17 protein-coding genes are annotated in these 17,301 nt (G+C 46.6%); 6 read left to right on the top strand and 11 right to left on the bottom strand.

Annotation, left to right across the window (positions count from 1 at the left end; translation table 11 throughout):
* Together LPW36_RS18000 and LPW36_RS13220 are read right to left on the bottom strand one after the other, a co-directional pair.
* On the bottom strand, positions 1-108 hold a 108-nt coding region (locus tag LPW36_RS18000; RefSeq protein ID WP_420844783.1), incomplete at its 3' end, for an ESPR domain-containing protein.
* 67 nt (positions 109-175) lie between these two features.
* Positions 176-724 (bottom strand): toxin-activating lysine-acyltransferase, encoded by a 549-nt coding sequence (locus LPW36_RS13220; protein WP_230610339.1) that lies wholly within the window; start codon positions 722-724, stop codon positions 176-178.
* 598 nt (positions 725-1,322) lie between these two features.
* Here LPW36_RS13220 and LPW36_RS13215 point away from each other — a divergent pair.
* From LPW36_RS13215 to ybaL, 4 genes are all read left to right on the top strand, one after another.
* Positions 1,323-2,159, top strand: a complete 837-nt coding sequence (locus tag LPW36_RS13215) for a TraB/GumN family protein (RefSeq protein WP_230610337.1) — start codon at positions 1,323-1,325, stop codon at positions 2,157-2,159.
* 44 nt (positions 2,160-2,203) lie between these two features.
* A complete protein-coding gene (ybaK, locus tag LPW36_RS13210; RefSeq protein WP_230610335.1) occupies positions 2,204-2,686 on the top strand; it encodes a Cys-tRNA(Pro)/Cys-tRNA(Cys) deacylase YbaK in 483 nt (160 codons plus the stop codon).
* A gap of 182 nt (positions 2,687-2,868) precedes the next feature.
* Positions 2,869-4,086: an MFS transporter gene (locus LPW36_RS13205; protein ID WP_230610333.1), complete on the top strand. Its 1,218-nt coding sequence runs from the start codon at positions 2,869-2,871 to the stop codon at positions 4,084-4,086.
* A gap of 220 nt (positions 4,087-4,306) precedes the next feature.
* Positions 4,307-6,004, top strand: coding sequence for a YbaL family putative K(+) efflux transporter (gene ybaL / locus LPW36_RS13200; protein WP_230610331.1), 1,698 nt, complete (start codon positions 4,307-4,309; stop codon positions 6,002-6,004).
* 72 nt (positions 6,005-6,076) lie between these two features.
* On the opposite strand, the gene hemH is transcribed toward ybaL, so the two are convergent.
* The 9 genes from hemH to LPW36_RS13155 form a co-directional block, all read right to left on the bottom strand.
* Entirely contained in the window at positions 6,077-7,042 is a 966-nt protein-coding gene (gene hemH, locus LPW36_RS13195) for a ferrochelatase (protein ID WP_230610346.1), read from the bottom strand.
* Positions 7,043-7,518: 476 nt separating this feature from the next.
* Complete coding sequence (gene adk, locus LPW36_RS13190; RefSeq protein WP_218465298.1) at positions 7,519-8,163, bottom strand: adenylate kinase; 645 nt, start codon at positions 8,161-8,163, stop codon at positions 7,519-7,521.
* A gap of 255 nt (positions 8,164-8,418) precedes the next feature.
* Positions 8,419-10,296: a molecular chaperone HtpG gene (gene htpG, locus LPW36_RS13185; protein ID WP_230610343.1), complete on the bottom strand. Its 1,878-nt coding sequence runs from the start codon at positions 10,294-10,296 to the stop codon at positions 8,419-8,421.
* Positions 10,297-10,443: 147 nt separating this feature from the next.
* Complete coding sequence (locus LPW36_RS13180) at positions 10,444-10,644, bottom strand: hypothetical protein (RefSeq protein ID WP_230610329.1); 201 nt, start codon at positions 10,642-10,644, stop codon at positions 10,444-10,446.
* Positions 10,645-10,848: 204 nt separating this feature from the next.
* Entirely contained in the window at positions 10,849-11,454 is a 606-nt protein-coding gene (recR, locus tag LPW36_RS13175) for a recombination mediator RecR (RefSeq protein WP_230610327.1), read from the bottom strand.
* Positions 11,454-11,783 (bottom strand): YbaB/EbfC family nucleoid-associated protein, encoded by a 330-nt coding sequence (locus tag LPW36_RS13170; protein ID WP_130593684.1) that lies wholly within the window; start codon positions 11,781-11,783, stop codon positions 11,454-11,456. Before LPW36_RS13170 ends, recR begins: the two co-directional genes overlap by 1 nt.
* 67 nt (positions 11,784-11,850) lie before the next feature.
* Positions 11,851-13,869 (bottom strand): DNA polymerase III subunit gamma/tau, encoded by a 2,019-nt coding sequence (gene dnaX, locus LPW36_RS13165; protein ID WP_230610323.1) that lies wholly within the window; start codon positions 13,867-13,869, stop codon positions 11,851-11,853.
* A gap of 76 nt (positions 13,870-13,945) precedes the next feature.
* Positions 13,946-14,497, bottom strand: a complete 552-nt coding sequence (gene apt, locus LPW36_RS13160; RefSeq protein WP_230610321.1) for an adenine phosphoribosyltransferase — start codon at positions 14,495-14,497, stop codon at positions 13,946-13,948.
* A gap of 152 nt (positions 14,498-14,649) precedes the next feature.
* Positions 14,650-15,030 (bottom strand): DUF454 family protein, encoded by a 381-nt coding sequence (locus LPW36_RS13155; RefSeq protein WP_230610319.1) that lies wholly within the window; start codon positions 15,028-15,030, stop codon positions 14,650-14,652.
* A 215-nt stretch (positions 15,031-15,245) separates the two neighbouring features.
* Between LPW36_RS13155 and priC the strand changes: the two genes are divergently transcribed.
* A complete protein-coding gene (gene priC, locus LPW36_RS13150) occupies positions 15,246-15,782 on the top strand; it encodes a primosomal replication protein PriC (RefSeq protein WP_230610317.1) in 537 nt (178 codons plus the stop codon).
* Between the two features lie 112 nt (positions 15,783-15,894).
* Entirely contained in the window at positions 15,895-17,241 is a 1,347-nt protein-coding gene (locus LPW36_RS13145; protein WP_230610315.1) for a vWA domain-containing protein, read from the top strand.
* Positions 17,242-17,301: the final 60 nt, after the last annotated feature.

The raw sequence follows: 17,301 nt of genomic DNA, 5'->3' as shown, positions 1-17,301 counted from the left end.
TGAAACACGGGAACTCCCCCCGTCGGCACGGGCACCGGCAATGTCCGGCACCACCATTAACTGGCCGCGGGCCCGGTTGAAAATAACGCGGTATAAATGCTTGTTCATTAGTAAAATCCTTTTTACTGTTCTTCTCTATTTTTAATTAGTGACTTACGCCGTTCATAACATATTATTACTGAGTTGATTTTTGTAATAACAGCCTCAGTGTCGCTTCATCTTTGATAACCGGATGTTCCCTGTACCACTTATCTTTTTCCTGCCGTTGGATATTCTTTCCATGCCAGGTTTTGGTCTGATAGTTTTTAGTTTTGTGATAAATCATACGGCCAAAGTGCTCAGGGAAAATGATATCGGAGACAATTCGCCTCATGACCATCGAATGACCAAATGGAGCAATCCAGTCGTGGATCCACAGGCGTTCACCGCTGGTCCAGTCTTCTTCTCTGAACATTAAGAAATCTTCAGTAAAGTAACGACACTCAGCCTGTTCATCCATCCATGCCCACGACAGAAAAAACACCGGCTTATTGCCCTCACTGACCAGAGCAAACTGCTGATTTTTAATTATCGGCAATAGCAAAGTTGGTAGCGTATTTAACGAGGCGGTATTGTGTTGCGGAGAGTGCATCCATAACCAGACCGAGGCTCCCAGCACTTCGGCTTCATTCATTTCACCACACAACATCAATGGGGCAGTAATATGAAAATTTCCATATTTCATTGTTATCGTCCTTAATACGGCCAGTTCAAATTGAACTCCCGACATCACCGGGTCAGTGTTGAAGTCATCGGGTTTTGAGCAGAGAATACCAACAGGTAGTAATGCGATGACTCCCCCAAAATGCGAAAAACTCCCTTTCCGACCAATGGGGATGTAATTGTTTTTAAAAGACATACCCTATCTGTGGTAATTTTATCCGTTATAAGAAATGATGAAGGGTGCCTTAAAAAGGCGCTTATTAGACTTTAGTCACCATCTAATAACAATAGATTATTATTTCATTTTATTTTATAAAACAGAATATTATGTGAGATTGATGTATTGTTTTACTGTCTGCAAATTATACTCTTGCGAGGAAAAAAGGCGCTTCAGTAGAAAAATAAGTGTTGTGCAAAAACTATGGCTATCAATCTGAATAATCGGGGATTATTTGGGGGTGGAATTTGTAAAAATATGTTAAAGCGACCGGATAACTCACAATGAGTCTACAATATTAAGACTCATCAGTTTGTTTTCACATCAGGAAATAGCCCATTGCTTGATCCCCTCCCACAGTTAATGCCTAATAACCTTAAACTACGGTAGCTCTGAGATTCTAATGATTAAAACGCTTCGAAAACTGGCTCTCGTTTTGGGTTTAGCACCGCCACTGGTTTGCGCTTATCCGGCTTACGATCTGTTGATGCCTAACGGCAGTCAGTTGCATCTGGTGGGGAGTATTCATATGGGCACCAAAGCCATGTCCCCGCTCCCTGTAACCTTGATGGAGCGCCTGAAGCAGGCTGATGGAATCATTGTCGAAGTCGATATTTCCAAACCGGTTAATTTTAATAACCGTAACGATTATCCTCATCTCTCAGAGCGGTTGAGTGAGTCAGAGTATCTGGAGCTGACTAAAATTAGCCAACAGCTCAAACTCGATATTAAACATATTGCCACTGAATCAGGCTGGCAGGCGGCGTTGGTATTACAAAACGCCCAGGCACAGCAGTTTGGCCTGCAAGGGGATTATGGTATTGACTATCAAGTGATACAGGCAGCCAATCAGTATGATATCCAGATTATTGAACTGGAAGGTGCTCAAAAACAGCTCGACCTTCTGGAACAGCTTCCCAATAATGGCATGCCTTTATTGCAGGATTCACTCATGCACTGGCAGGATAACGAACAGCTAATGCAAACCATGATTGGCTGGTGGCAAAATCAACATCCCAATAATCAACCTCTGAGTTTACCTTATGGTATGGAGGGCGATCTGTACGATCTGATGGTTGCCAATCGCAATCGCCAGTGGGTACAGCAGCTACTGGCCCTGCCAAAAGGGGAGTATGTGGTGGTGGTCGGTGCTTTACATCTGTTTGGTGAGCATAATTTGCTACAGCTATTAAAAGAAAATACTGGCGTAACCGGTTATGATAATGCTACTCCACTTTAACCATTCGTTGATTTTACTGATAGTTAGCCTGAAAGGTATTTGTTATGACGCCCGCAGTTGATCTGTTAAAAAAACAAAAGGTAAACCACACCCTACATCCTTACGATCATGACCCTAACGAAACCAATTTTGGTGACGAGGCGGTTAACAAACTGGGTCTGGATGCCAAACGCGTATATAAAACCCTGTTAGTCAGCATAAATGGTGATATCAAACAGTTAGCCGTGGCGGTTGTACCGGTATCCGGCATGCTGGATCTGAAAAAGATGGCTAAAGCGCTGTCAGCTAAAAAAGTAGAGATGGCCGATCCTATGCAGGCTCAACGGGTTACCGGTTATCTGATTGGTGGCATCAGCCCATTAGGGCAGAAGAAACGACTATCGACGGTTATCGATGCCGGAGCCGAAGCGTTTCCCACCATATATATCTCTGGAGGGAAACGTGGATTAGATATTGAACTGGCACCGGCGGACCTGTGTCGTCTAACTTCGGCCACCTTTGCCCCTATTGCAGCAGAAGGTCGTTAACTCCCCACAGAAATGGTGATTTAACACGCAATAACGCTTTTAATGCCGATAACCACCACGCTATACTGACTTCACACCCATTTAACTAAGCATAACCGATAAAGTCCGGTTCAGGGTTTTATCGGTTATGCTTTGGGTCAGTGCTATGTTCTAAGGCATCTTCAGCAAAAATAGCGAATACTATGACAAATCAAACCAGTACCGATACATTGCCACCTGCGGTGGATAATTCGCGTAAAACATCATTTCGCATATTAGGCGCAATCAGCGTTTCTCATTTGCTGAATGACATGACCCAATCGCTGATTATTGCCATCTACCCAATGTTACAAGGTGAGTTTTCACTGTCATTTGGTCAGATAGGCTTAATTACCCTGACCTACCAGTTAACCGCTTCATTATTACAGCCGTTAATCGGACTCTATACCGATAAGCACCCTAAACCGTTCTCGCTACCGGTCGGGATGACTTTTACTCTGGTTGGTTTGCTATTGCTGGCTTATGCCTCAAACTTTCATATGGTACTGATAGCCGCTGCGCTGGTAGGTACCGGCTCTTCGGTATTCCACCCTGAATCATCCCGGGTTGCCCGTATGGCTTCCGGCGGGCGCCACGGTATGGCCCAGTCTATCTTTCAGGTTGGTGGCAACTTTGGCGCCTCATTGGGGCCATTACTGGCAGCGGCGTTTATTGCACCTTATGGCAAAGGTACATTAACCTGGTTTACTATCGCGCCTTTACTGGCTATCGTAGTGTTATTACAAATTGGCCGTTGGTATCAGACACAACAACGTAGTAACGGCGGAAAACCATTACGACCGTCAACCGCACAGAAATTACCCAATAGCACCATTGCCTTTTCGCTATTTATTCTACTTTCGCTGATCTTCTCCAAATATTTCTATCTGGCCAGCATTAGCAGTTATTACACCTTTTATCTGATGCATAAGTTCGGTGTTAGCCTGCAAAATGCTCAAATTCATTTATTTTTTTTCTTATTTGCTATTGCTGCCGGAACCATTATTGGCGGGCCTGTTGGTGATAAAATTGGGCGTAAGTATGTAATTTGGGCCTCTATCCTTGGTGCAGCACCCTTTACTCTCATTTTGCCCTATGTTTCTCTCTACTGGACCGGTATTCTGACCGTGATTATTGGTCTGGTTATGGCTTCCGCCTTTTCTGCCATTTTGGTGTATGCCCAGGAGCTAATTCCGGGGAAAATCGGTATGGTTTCCGGTTTATTCTTTGGACTCTCTTTTGGCATGGGAGGGCTGGGAGCTGCGGCACTTGGCTATGTTGCTGACCAAACCAGTATAGAGACGGTATACCATATATGTGCTTTCCTTCCTCTGCTGGGAATTTTAACCGCTCTGCTGCCAAATATTGAGAATAAGGTGTAGTAATCTGGCTACCTACTACGTTTAAAAAAATTTTCTTTTCATGAAAAAACCTTATAGAGCATGATGATAATTGTTCAATATTGTATAAATAGCCCTCTTTAATTGATTCATTAATTAATTGATAATTTTTTTCATAAACAGTAAACATTCCCAAGCAAAAGTACGATAAATACCATAAAATTAAAACGTCCCCTTTTCCCCACAACAAAAAGGAGCGTTAATGGATCATTCTACACCACTCATTACCACCATTGCCGGAGGCCTGGTACTGGCCTTTATTTTCGGCCTTATCGCCAATCGCCTGCGAATTTCCCCTCTGGTAGGGTATCTGATTGCAGGAATTGTCGCGGGTAAACATACTCCAGGATTTGTCGCTGATGAAGCCTTAGCCCATCAGTTAGCCGAAGTTGGCGTTATCCTGCTGATGTTTGGTGTAGGTTTGCACTTCTCCCTTAAAGACCTCCTTTCAGTAAAAAAGATTGCGATTCCCGGCGCTATTGTGCAAATAGCCGTCGCAACGCTACTGGGTATGGGCCTGGCTTATGGATTAGGCTGGGATCTGATGATCGGTATCGTATTTGGACTCTGTCTTTCCACCGCCAGCACCGTGGTGTTACTGCGAGCGCTTGAAGAGAGACAGCTGATTGAAAGTCAGCGGGGAAAAATCGCTATTGGCTGGCTGATTGTAGAAGATTTAGCCATGGTACTGGCATTGGTTCTGTTACCGGCCATCACCGGCATTATGCAACAAGGGCACAGTGACTTTACCAATCTGGCCGTTTCTCTGAGCATAACCCTTGGTAAAGTGATTGCCTTTATTGTGCTGATGATTGTCGTAGGTCGTCGGGTGGTGCCGTGGTTACTGGCAAAAAGTGCCGGTACCGGCTCCAACGAGCTGTTTACCCTTTCGGTTCTGGCTATCGCTATGGGAATCGCCTACGGCTCTGTGCAGCTGTTTGGCGCTTCATTTGCGCTTGGCGCGTTCTTTGCCGGTATGGTGCTTAACGAATCCGAACTGAGCCACCGGGCGGCGCAAAACACCCTGCCGCTACGCGATGCGTTTGCGGTACTGTTCTTTGTCTCCGTTGGTATGCTGTTTGAGCCAATGACGCTGATTGAACAGCCGTTAGCCGTTCTGGGTACATTAGTGATTATCGTACTGGGCAAGTCTATTGCTGCTTTTCTGATTGTACGTATGTTTGGTCACTCAAAACGTACTGCATTAACTATCTCTGCCAGTCTGGCACAAATTGGGGAATTTGCCTTTATTCTGGCAAGTATGGGGGTTGCATTAGGGGTACTGAATAAAGATGGTCAGAGTTTGATTCTGGCCGGTGCCATTCTTTCTATTCTGCTTAACCCACTGGGGTTTAATCTGGTAGGGCAATATTTGGCTAAAACTGAAACCATTGAAGACCAGATTATCGAAGAGGTGGTGGAAGAAGAAGTGGCACAGGTTCCGGTGGATATGTGTAACCACGTAATTCTGGTTGGCTATGGTCGGGTTGGCAATATTCTTTGTGAACGCCTGCACGATCAGGATATTCCATTAGTGGTGGTTGAAAACTCACTGTCGCGGGTAGAAATTCTGCGGGAGCGGGATATCAGTACCGTACTGGGCAATGCCGGTAACCATGAAATTATGATGCTGGCACGACTGGACTGCGCCAACTGTCTGCTGGTGACCACCCCTAACGGTTATGAAGCTGGTGAAATTGTGGCCTATGCCCGCTCCCAGCGTCCTGACCTGTTGATTATCGCCCGTGCCCATTACGATGACGAAGTAGAGTACATTTCAGAGCGTGGCGCAAATCATGTGATTATGGGTGAGCGTGAAATCGCACAAGGTATGATTGATGAGTTATATCAGGACAGAGAAAACAAAAAAGATACCATGATGGAAGGTTGTCCTATTTAACCTGCCGTCATCATTATCAGGCCAGTGACCTGCCGTTTGGCAAGCGCTGGCCTTTATTTTATACCCAATTAACTATAAACCGCGCTCGGTAACCAATGCCTCAAACAGATCGATATGCTCAGTGCTGTCATTTAATGCAGGAATATAGTGATAACTCTCCCCGCCGTTTTCCAGAAAAAAAGCTCTGTTCTGCTGCTCAATTTCTTCAATGGTTTCCAGACAGTCTGATGCAAAGCCCGGGCAAATCACCTGTATAGATTTGACACCCTGAGATGGTAGCGACCGCATGGTTTGGTCGGTATAAGGCTGTAACCAAACCTCACGGCCAAAACGCGACTGATAGGTCATTTTGTACTCTGAAGGCGCCAGCCCTAGGGCAGTGACAACCTCTCTGGTAGTCGCTTCACAACGCAGGGGATAATCATCACCTTCATCCGCATAGCGCTGTGGGATACCGTGATAAGAAAACAGCAGCAAATCGGGTTTGCCATAGCGCTCAAACGATGTCCGAATAGAACGCGCTAATGCTGCGATATAAAGCGGGTGCTCCGCATAATCACGAATAAACGAAATGTCCGGCAGGTCACGACGATTAGCCAGTTCGGCTGAGAGTGCATCCCAGGCAGCCGCTGTGGTTGAACAAGAGTATTGGGGATAGAGTGGCAATACCACTAAGCGCTTAATACTCTGGCTTTGTAACCGGTCGAGCGCCTGCTTAACGGAGGGAGAACCATAGGTCATTGCCAGTTCTACCGGCGTTTGAGGTAAACGAGCGGCCAATGCCCGTTGCTGGCGTTGGCTGTAAACCAGAAGCGGAGAGCCCTCCTCCATCCAGACCTCATGATAGAGTTTTGCCACTCTGGGCGCCCTACGCGGCAGAATCACCCCTTTCAGTATCAAAGACCATACCAAGGGGTTAAGGTCCACAACCCGACGATCCTGTAAAAACTGAGTCAAATAGCGTTTTACCGCGGCAGCGGTGGGTGCATCGGGCGTACCCAAATTAACCAGTAATATGCCAGTTTTAGGCTGATTCAGCGGGGAATTAACGCGATCGGTTATGAATTCTGATGACATAATTTCCTGGGATAACGGTTAGCGGTGATGGGTTAATATTATACTGGCTCACTCTGCGGATTGCTTCCCTATCTTGATTGATTATGGCATCCGTTGCGATAGTCTGAGGTTTAAACCCGCCAGTTATAGCGCATCAGCCACGGCATCCTGTACTCCAGGACCATTATCAAAACTTTCATCCGGAGCGTAATTAACGCAGGCAACAGTACCGTCATCTTCTTCGGCTGATATGCAAGACAACACCTCCGGAAGCGTTTCCATTGACTCAGCTTCGGGATGAATGCTGCATGCGCTGGTTCCAGCTAATTATGCGGCAATTAACAACAGGCGAACATATGGAGTCATTTCATTTATCCTTAAATTATCTGACACACATTCAGTTTAATATACAATAAAGGCGGCCAGAGCCGCCTTTAATTCTTTAAACCTTCAGGGAATTACCCCAAAATTTTCGCCAGTTCATCGCTAACTTCGGTTACTTTGCGAGTACCGTCGATTTTGAAATAGCGAGTGTTACCGCTTTTGGCTTCAGCACTGTAATAGTTAATCAGTGGCTTGGTTAACGCATGGTATTCCACCAGACGTTTACGCACGGTGTCTTCCTGATCGTCTTTACGAATAGTCAGCTCTTCGCCGGTGACATCATCTTTACCTTCAACCTTAGATGGGTTGAATTTAATATGATAAACACGGCCAGAAGCAGCATGTACACGACGACCAACAATGCGTTCAACAATGATTTCATCAGGAACATCAAATTCAAGTACATAATCCACTTGAATATCCGCTTCCTTCATCGCATCTGCCTGTGGAATAGTGCGAGGGAACCCATCAAGCAGGAAGCCATTTTTACAATCTGGCTGAGCGATACGCTCTTTCACCAAAGCGATAACCAGTTCGTCGGTCACTAACTTACCGGCATCCATCAGTTCTTTTGCTTGCTTACCCAATTCAGAACCTGCTTTTACTGCTGCGCGCAGCATATCGCCGGTGGAGATTTGCGGAATACCGTACTTCTCCATGATAAATTGAGCCTGAGTGCCTTTACCGGCGCCGGGAGCGCCAAGCAGAATGATACGCATTGCGTAAATCCCCTAGAATTTTAGCTTTTATATAAAAATTATGAAAAACCAGCGAACCTTATCACCCTACGTCAGGATGCTCAAGAGGCAGATTGAGCAGAGACAAAGACCATAATAAACAAAAACGCATATTAACCCACTGAAATAAATATACTATTTTTGTATTTTCACTGATTTTATTTCCCGTATGGTTATAAAATTAACAGGCCGATATGGACTATCGGCCTGTTTAGCGCGGTTAACTTTCTACTATCATTACTTCAACAGTAGTTGGTTCATACGGCGGATAAAGCTGTTTGGATCGTCCAGACTGCCCTTTTCTGCCAGTAATGCCTGATCTAACAGTAACTCAATCCACTCACCAAAGGTTGCATCATCGGTAACTTCTGATGCGCGTTTAACCAGTGCATGGTCCGGATTCAGCTCAAAGATGTATTTCACTTCTGGTGCTTTCTGACCTGCTGCCGCAAACAGTTTAGCCATTTGGGTCGACATTTCATCGGCATCCGTAGTCACCACCGCTGGCGTATCGGTTAAGCGATGGGTCAGGCGAACTTCTTTCACTCTATCCCCTAACAGGGTTTTGGTGCGGTCAACAAAAGGTTCCAGCGCTTTTTCAGCCTCTTTCTGCTCTTCGGTTTCCGCATCGGCCAGCTTATCCAGTGCTTCATCGGCTTTGCTAACGGACTGGAATGACTTACCGTCAAACTCGGTCAGATAGCTCATCATCCACTCATCAATACGGTCGGATAACAGCAGAACTTCAATACCTTTTTTACGGAACAGCTCCAGATGCGGGCTGTTTTTTGCTGCTGCGTAGCTATCCGCGGTAATGTAGTAAATCTTCTCCTGACCTTCTTGCATACGGCTGATGTAATCAGCCAGTGAAACGGTTTGTGCATCACTGTCATTATGGGTGGAGGCAAAGCGTAACAGGCTGGCAATGGTCTCACGGTTGGAACCGTCTTCTGCCGGACCTTCTTTTAACACTAAACCAAACTGCTGCCAGAACTGCTGGTACTTGTCTGCGTCATTCTTAGCCAGCTTTTCCAGCATTTGCAGAACCCGCTTAGTACAGGCATTGCGCAGGCTTTGAGTAATGCGGTTATCTTGCAGAATCTCACGGGATACGTTCAGCGGTAAATCATTAGAGTCAATCAGACCGCGAACAAAACGCAAGTAGTTCGGCATAAACTGTTCGGCATCATCCATAATGAATACGCGCTGTACGTACAGCTTCAGTCCATGCTTATGGTCGCGGTTCCATAGATCCCAGGGAGCCTGAGAAGGGATATACAGCAGGCTGGTATACTCTTGTTTACCTTCTACCCGATTGTGGCTCCAGGCCAGCGGGTCGCTAAAGTCATGGGAAACGTGCTTATAAAATTCGTTATACTCTTCATCTGTCACTTCCGCTTTATTGCGGGTCCACAGCGCCTGAGCTTTATTAATTTTTTCCCAGCTAACAACCGGTTCTTCACCCTCTTTCTCTGCGGTAACCTGAATTTCTACCGGTAATGCAATGTGGTCGGAGTATTTACTGATAATGGAACGCACGCGCCAGTCATCCAGAAACTCATCTTCCCCTTCACGCAGGTGCAATGTAATTTCAGTACCGCGATCGGCTTTGCTGATATCGGCAATGGTATATTCGCCTTCACCCGCTGATTCCCAGAAAACGCCCTGGTCTTCTGCTGCCCCTGCGGCACGAGTACGAACCGTCACTTTATCCGCAACGATAAAAGCCGAATAAAAACCAACCCCAAACTGACCAATCAGTTGGCTGTCTTTTGCCTGATCGCTACCCATCGACTCCAGAAAGGCTTTTGTTCCTGATTTCGCGATAGTACCCAGATTATCAATGACCTCATCCCGGGTCATACCGATGCCGTTATCACTCAGGGTCAGAATACGCTTCTCTTTATCAACCGACACCCGCACACCAAGTTCGCCGTTACCTTCATATAAATCTGCATTAGAAAGCGCGCGAAAACGTAATTTGTCCGCCGCATCGGAGGCGTTAGATATCAACTCACGCAAAAAGATCTCTTTATTGGAGTAGAGAGAGTGAATCATCAAATGCAGTAACTGCTTAACTTCTGACTGAAATCCTCTGGTTTCCTGACTTTTCATGCTCATTACTTACCTCAATTACTTGATTTTACTCAGGCAGATGTCTACATGCCCTGAACGCTATGGGAATGGTAAACAGATGGGGATTAAGGTGAGGTTTTTCAAGAGAATGATGAAGTGATTGATGAAAAAACATAATAACTGCGGCTAAAGTAATAACAAAGCCGCTTTTATCCCTAATATTTTGACCTTAATCTTTTGACCTTTAGGAGCACTGGAATTCAGCTGACGATTGAGAGAGGCCAGCACGACCAACATGAATGTTGGTCGAGTCACTGCTTCGCCGGACAAAATTGCAGAAGCAATTTTGAACAGCACAAAGTGCTGGCCCAAAAGACCGAGCCTCATGGATGAGGCGAGTACTCCGGCTCTGCGCCGGTGCGTAAAGGCCGAATGAAGGAGGAAGGCCGTCGCCGTCAGGCGGCCTGAATTCGTGTGCGAAGGCGCGGAGGTGCAGGAGGTGCTCGCCTAAGCGCCTCTTGCTCGGCCACCTGCACAAGAGTTAATTCAGGCACAGGACTAGTGATGGACGAAACTATCTCAGAACTAAATCTAAAACTTAATCTGCTGCCGCCCCGCCAGCGAATGCGAAAGTGTCGTGCCATCCACCATCTCTAACTCACCACCCACCGGCACCCCATGGGCAATGCGGCTGGCCATCACCCCATACATACCGCACATCTCGGCGATAAAGTTAGCGGTGGCGTCACCTTCTACCGTTGGGTTAGTGGCCAGAATCACTTCATTAATTTTTTCTGATGCCAGACGTTCTTCCAGACGATCCAACCCAATATCATTTGGGCCAATACCATCCAATGGAGAAAGATGCCCCATCAATACAAAGTATCGACCGGCAAACTGGCCGGTTTGCTCAATGGCATGAATATCTGCCGGGCTTTCCACTACGCAGATTTGACCGCTGTTTTGACGGCGTTGATTACCGCAGATGGTACAAACCTCTTCTTCCGTAAAGGTTCGGCAGTCACGGCAATGACCAATTTCCGACATAGCGCGAGTGAGCGATTGCGCTAAACGCATACCTCCGCTGCGATCGCGCTGCAACAGTTGAAAAGCCATACGCTGTGCAGACTTCGGCCCTACGCCGGGTAAACAGCGTAGGGCTTCCATCAGAGATTCTAACAGTGGGCTGGTTTGCATCAGAACGGCATCTTAAAGCCAGGGGGTAATTGCATACCGCCAGAAACCTGAGCCATCTTCTCTTTTTGTGTCTCTTCAACACGACGGGCTGCGTCGTTAAATGCGGCAGCAATCAGGTCCTCTAACATTTCTTTGTCATCTTCCATCAGGCTTGGATCGATCTCCACGCGACGGCAGTTATGTGCACCGTTGACAGTAACTTTAACCATACCTGCACCAGACTCACCGGTGACTTCCATCTTTGCAATCTCTTCCTGCATCTGCTGCATTTTTTCCTGCATCTGCTGAGCTTGCTTCATTATATTGCCAAGACCGCCTTTACCAAACATGGTTATCTCTCTCTTTGCTATGGGTAAAAAATCAATTATCGCCGTTAACTAAGCTAACAACGATCGTTTATACGGGTCGAATACTGTCTTCATCCAGTTCAGCTTCAAAATAGCGGCACAGCGTTTGTATATGCTGATCTGTCGCTATTGATTCCCGAGCCTGAGTTAACTTTTCTTCATAAATAGCCTGACGCCATTCCAGCGGTGTCTTAACCGACATATCTTCATCTTCAACGATAGTCAGCGTAATCGGATGACCGGACAGTTGGCTGATAGCCTGAGCCAGTACCTGTTGAGCAGAATCCGAATTCAAATGGCGCTGAGAAGGTCGTAAATGCAGACAGACCTCATTCTCAGACAGCTGTTGCTTAAAGGCGTTCAATGCCAGTTGCTGAACCAGTTTTGGCAATGGCATTTGGTTGATTTCTGCCGCCCATGGATCTCTGGTTAATGATTCTTGCGCCAGTTTAGCCGAAAGCTCCGGTGTTTTTTCATGTTCTAACGCAGAGCGCAAGGCTTTTGGCGTAGCTACCGGTTCATTAACCGCTTCAAAATCATTTTGCGCTTTCCAGCGATAGCTCTCTTTTTTAGTCGGAGCCGATGATGGCGCTTTGCTTCGGGCAACAGCACTCTTTTCGGTTGCCGAAGCGAGACGTTCCAGCACCGAAGATCCCGGCTTCACTTTTGATGGTGCCGCCGGTTCACCCTTTTTTGGGTCGGGATTCCCCTGACTTCGCCGCAGTTGGTTTCGGGCCTGTAGCATCCGGGCAGTGGTTTCTGACAAACCTGCCGTTATTTGCTCCTCTTGCGGTGCCGGTGCTGAAGTTGGTACTACAGGCGCAGGCGACTCAGATGGAGCTGACGATGGCATATCATGGGCAGTATAGACAGGTACGCTCTGAGGTTCATGGCGCGCCTCATAGGCTGGCGCAGCCGGTCGGGAAACCGGTGATACCGGCGCACTGGTATTTTGCGCTGCCGCTTCTGGCGCTTTTATTATTGCTTTAGGGTGAAAGGCCAGGGCCCGTAACAGCGTCATTTCAACACCCATCCGCCGATCTGGCGCATAGGCTAATTCTTTACGGCCCACTAACAGGGTCTGATAGTAGAGTTGTAAATCTTGCGGAGCCATTTGCCGCGCTAATTCACGTATCCGCTGTTCATTTTGTTGCAGTGGATCTAAGGCGGAAGGTAATAGCTGTACCATCGCTACCTGATGTAACAGAGCCAGCATATCCACCAGCAAAGTTTCCCAGTCGACGCCTTTAGCCGCAATTTGCGTGACCAGTGACATCAGCTTTTCTCCATCTGCCTGATTGAGTGCTTCAACCAGCGACAGGGAATGTTCATCATCCAACGTACCCAGCATCATGCTGACAGATTCGGTGGCGACCACGCCATCGCCCATAGCTATTGCCTGATCCGTCAGACTAAGGGCATCGCGCATACTGCCTTCCGCCGCACGGGCCAGCAGTTGCAGCGCCCGGGGTTCGGACTGAATGTGTTCAGCCTGAAGAATTTTATCTAACTGCCCCTTTATCTGCTCCACGTCCAGCGCTTTCAAATGAAACTGTAAACAGCGGGAGAGTATGGTAACCGGCAATTTTTGTGGATCGGTTGTAGCCAGCAGGAATTTGACGTGATCCGGCGGCTCTTCCAGCGTTTTCAGCAGTGCGTTAAAGCTGTGGCGGGAGAGCATATGCACTTCATCAATCAGATAGACTTTGAAGCGACCGCGGGCCGGTGCGTACTGGACGTTGTCCAGTAATTCACGTGTGTCTTCAACTTTAGTACGCGAGGCGGCATCAATCTCTAACAGATCGACAAAGCGCCCTTCCTCGATTTCACGGCAGTTACCACATTTACCGCAGGGGGTAGCGGTAATACCGCTTTCGCAATTCAGACCTTTAGCCAACAGACGAGCTATCGAGGTTTTACCTACGCCACGGGTGCCAGAAAAAAGATAAGCATGATGGATTCGTCCTAAAGACAAACCATTCGAAATGGCGGTCAGGACGTGTTCCTGACCGACAACATCTGCAAAGCTTTGTGGGCGCCACTTACGGGCCAGAACTTGATAGCTCATTGGTACCAGAAAAGTCGATTAAAATGAGTGAAACATCTTACCACAGCCGATGATTCGCGACGACGTTTGTTCTGGATTAATGACCGTCAAACGAGATAAGGCTATAACTTTCAACGTCCTGAGCGGCTAAACGTGCCCGACCACTCAGTTCAGGTAATTCAATAACAAAAGCCGCGTCGCTGACTTCGCCACCCAAACGGCGGATAAGTTTTACCGTAGCACTAATAGTGCCGCCGGTTGCCAGTAGATCATCAATCATCAGCACTTTATCATTTGGCTGAATGCTGCTGGTATGAATTTCCAACACGTCAGTACCGTATTCTAAATCATAGGTTTCCTGCAACGTTTCACGAGGCAGTTTGCCCTTTTTACGCACCGGGACAAAACCAACCCCTAGCGCTAAAGCAACCGGAGCACCAAACAGAAATCCCCGCGCTTCGGTACCCACAATCTTGGTGATACCTTTATCTTTGTAATGATCAACCATCATCTGAATGGTTGCGGCAAAAGCAGCCGGGTTTTCCAGTAACGTGGTAATGTCACGGAAAAGGATTCCTGCTTTTGGATAGTCAGGGATAGTCATAATGCTATCTTTGATCAGCGCTAGCTGCTGTTCTGTCGTCGTCATAAATATTTACCCGGTTAACTAACGGTTCTATTCCATAACGCCGTTGTCGGGGTCTATTTTTCCATCAATAAACGCAGGGACAGCGGCGAAAAACGTTCAAATCTATGCAAAGCCCGCAGGAAATGCAACTGGTAGTTGTCACAATAAAGGAATTAATCACTTTTTTGCTGTAGTGGATCAATAACCGGCAGCCTTAACATAAATACCAGTAACACCAGCAAAATCACCAACAATAATACTCTGACCCACAATAAAGAGACCAGCCATAGCGACAGGGCAAAAGTAATAACGATCAATAAAATCGCTTTACTTTTTACTCCCGGCGGCAAACCACGATATATCTGCCAGTAGCGTAAATAAGGGCCAAACCATGAACGATACAATAACCAATAGTGAAAACGTGGTGATGAACGGGCAAAACACCAGGCCGCCAACAGCAAAAAGGGCGTAGTTGGCAATACCGGCAATATAACGCCAAGACAGGCTAACCCCATCGCCAGCCAGCCGAGGCAGAGAAGAAACCATCGATACATAATCCCGCCCGTTATAGAAACCCTGAGGCCAGCCTAATCAAAAATAGTCCTCACCCCAATGTAATGATAGTCATTCTCGCACAATCGGTGTAATCACAGACAATTTCCACATCCAATTTTTATTCAAACGTCCGCTGATATAAGATGTCTTCACGTCTTTCGGCAAAGGCTATCGTCTGACCATTATTGCCACCTTACACCAATCAGGGATGCCTATGAACACCGGCGCGTTATTACAGGCTTTACAGCATCAGGTACAGCAACTGGCACAGGCTATTGCTGATGCCCCAGCCTCCGGCGTCATGCCTCCCCGTTTTGACGATCAACTGTTTAACCAACGCGATTCCCGCCTGAGTCACTACCTGACCGAAGTAGAAAAAAATCTACAACAGCTAAAACAGGAAGTGGATAAAAATCGTCTGGAGCAGGTGGCTTTTCTTGCTGAACGCATCGTGGCGCAAATCACGGCCTTACAGCGAGAACTGGCCACCCTGAATTTGCGGAAAAACAATACTACCGCAGTAAAAACTAACAGCGATATTTACCAAACGCTGGCCCAGCATCAGGACTATGAACGACGCCTGCAAGAGATGCTGAGAGATAAAGAGAGCCAGCTTATTTTGCAAACTACCCTATCGGCTCAACAGCAGATTCAAAAAGAACTGGCGGCGCTGGAAGGCCGTTTAATGCGCTGTCGGCAAGCGCTTAAACGAATTGAAAAGCAGATTGAACGTCGGGAGTCGGGTTTGTAATTCAGTCTTCAGGCAGTAGTTACAATTTGTTACATTCTTATGCATTAAACACACAACTCAAAAATTTATTCACCAATAATGACGGAACACCACCAATTACAGGAGTTATGTGATGAATATAAAGTATCTGTTTTCTGCTCTGGCCCTTTTATCCGGTTCAGCCTTTGCGACATCGATCGCCGTTACCCCAACCCCTTATGTCATAACCAAGAGTGAGCTTTCATCTCCAATTATTCTGGAGGGTTCACAAGAACATAACTACCTGAAGGTTTCACTAACAGGTACCAAACAGGATACGGATAAACGCACGCCCATCAATCTGGCGCTGGTTATTGACCGTTCAACCTCCATGTCCGGTGACCGTATCGAAAAAGCCCGTGAAGCGGCGATACTGGCAATCAATATGCTGAAAGATGATGACATCATCTCGATTATTGCTTATGACGACGATGCTCATGTGGTTATCCCTGCTACCAAAGCCAACAACAAGCAGAAGCTGATTAAAACCATTAATGACAAAATCACTCCACAGGGTTGGACAGCCCTGTTTGCTGGTGTCAGTAAAGGCATTAAGGAAGTTAATAAATTCCATAAAAAAGATCAGGTAAACCGTATTATTCTGCTCTCTGACGGTCAGGCTAACGTAGGGCCAAGCAGCACCAAAGAGCTGGCTGATTTAGGTATTGTTGCCGCTAAACAAGGCATCGCCGTTACCACCATTGGTTTAGGTGCCAGTTATAACGAAGACCTGATGACCGCGCTGGCCAGCTACAGCGACGGTAACCATGCATTCGTTGAGAAATCAGCGGATCTGGAAGCAGCGTTTGTGCGTGAATTTAAAGATGTGATGTCAGTCGTTGCTCAGGAAGTCACCATTACTATCCGTCTGCAAGACGGCGTTAAGCCAGTACGTCTGTTGGGCCGAGAGGGTGATATTAAAGGCAATAACGTTACGGTAAAAATGAATCAGCTGTACTCCAATCAGGAAAAGTATGTGCTGCTGGAAGTTATCCCACCTAAAGGCAAAGAGAATGAGAAAAAGCCATTGGCGGATGTAGTCATCAGCTATGACAACTTACAAACCAGCAAAAAAGATAATCTGGAAAACCGCATTGATATTGCTTACAGCAAATCAGAACAGGCAGTAAAGCAGGCAGTACAGGAAGAGATCGTTGTTGATTCTGCCATTCAAAAAGCCAACATTGAAAATGAGAAAGCCATTAAGTTGCTGGACGAAGGCAAAAAGGATGAAGCTAACTGGATTATTCAGCAAAACGCCTCCACTTTAGGCGCATTATCGGACTCAGTCAGCAGTCCATCGGCTAAGGCTAAAGCCAGCGTCAGTGCCGTTGAGAATAAAAAGCTCTCCGAAGATCTTGATAGCAAGTCCGACGCAGTTTCCCGTAAAAGTATGAAAGAGAACACCTATAAGACACAAAAACAGCAATCTAAAAACTAAGTAACACTTTTTGCACCGGAGATTAGGTAATCTAATCTCCGGTTTATCAATAATATAATT

The sequence above is a fragment of the Limnobaculum eriocheiris genome (assembly GCF_021010575.1).
In the GTDB taxonomy this organism is placed as follows: Bacteria; Pseudomonadota; Gammaproteobacteria; order Enterobacterales; family Enterobacteriaceae; genus Limnobaculum; species Limnobaculum eriocheiris.
Note: the sequence above shows the minus strand (reverse complement) of the source record. Positions and strands in the feature narration are given on the sequence as shown.

What these genes read in the sequence shown, in the direction of transcription:
- apt (WP_230610321.1), bottom strand. Translation starts at nt 14,497, where the DNA reads ATGACGACGACAGAACAGCAGCTAGCGCTGATCAAAGATAGCATTATG.
- LPW36_RS13170 (WP_130593684.1), bottom strand. Translation starts at nt 11,783, where the DNA reads ATGTTTGGTAAAGGCGGTCTTGGCAATATAATGAAGCAAGCTCAGCAG.
- LPW36_RS13215 (WP_230610337.1), top strand. Translation starts at nt 1,323, where the DNA reads ATGATTAAAACGCTTCGAAAACTGGCTCTCGTTTTGGGTTTAGCACCG.
- dnaX (WP_230610323.1), bottom strand. Translation starts at nt 13,869, where the DNA reads ATGAGCTATCAAGTTCTGGCCCGTAAGTGGCGCCCACAAAGCTTTGCA.
- recR (WP_230610327.1), bottom strand. Translation starts at nt 11,454, where the DNA reads ATGCAAACCAGCCCACTGTTAGAATCTCTGATGGAAGCCCTACGCTGT.
- ybaL (WP_230610331.1), top strand. Translation starts at nt 4,307, where the DNA reads ATGGATCATTCTACACCACTCATTACCACCATTGCCGGAGGCCTGGTA.
- ybaK (WP_230610335.1), top strand. Translation starts at nt 2,204, where the DNA reads ATGACGCCCGCAGTTGATCTGTTAAAAAAACAAAAGGTAAACCACACC.
- LPW36_RS13145 (WP_230610315.1), top strand. Translation starts at nt 15,895, where the DNA reads ATGAATATAAAGTATCTGTTTTCTGCTCTGGCCCTTTTATCCGGTTCA.
- LPW36_RS13205 (WP_230610333.1), top strand. Translation starts at nt 2,869, where the DNA reads ATGACAAATCAAACCAGTACCGATACATTGCCACCTGCGGTGGATAAT.
- adk (WP_218465298.1), bottom strand. Translation starts at nt 8,163, where the DNA reads ATGCGTATCATTCTGCTTGGCGCTCCCGGCGCCGGTAAAGGCACTCAG.
- priC (WP_230610317.1), top strand. Translation starts at nt 15,246, where the DNA reads ATGAACACCGGCGCGTTATTACAGGCTTTACAGCATCAGGTACAGCAA.
- LPW36_RS13155 (WP_230610319.1), bottom strand. Translation starts at nt 15,030, where the DNA reads ATGTATCGATGGTTTCTTCTCTGCCTCGGCTGGCTGGCGATGGGGTTA.
- LPW36_RS13220 (WP_230610339.1), bottom strand. Translation starts at nt 724, where the DNA reads ATGAAATATGGAAATTTTCATATTACTGCCCCATTGATGTTGTGTGGT.
- htpG (WP_230610343.1), bottom strand. Translation starts at nt 10,296, where the DNA reads ATGAAAAGTCAGGAAACCAGAGGATTTCAGTCAGAAGTTAAGCAGTTA.
- LPW36_RS13180 (WP_230610329.1), bottom strand. Translation starts at nt 10,644, where the DNA reads ATGAGGCTCGGTCTTTTGGGCCAGCACTTTGTGCTGTTCAAAATTGCT.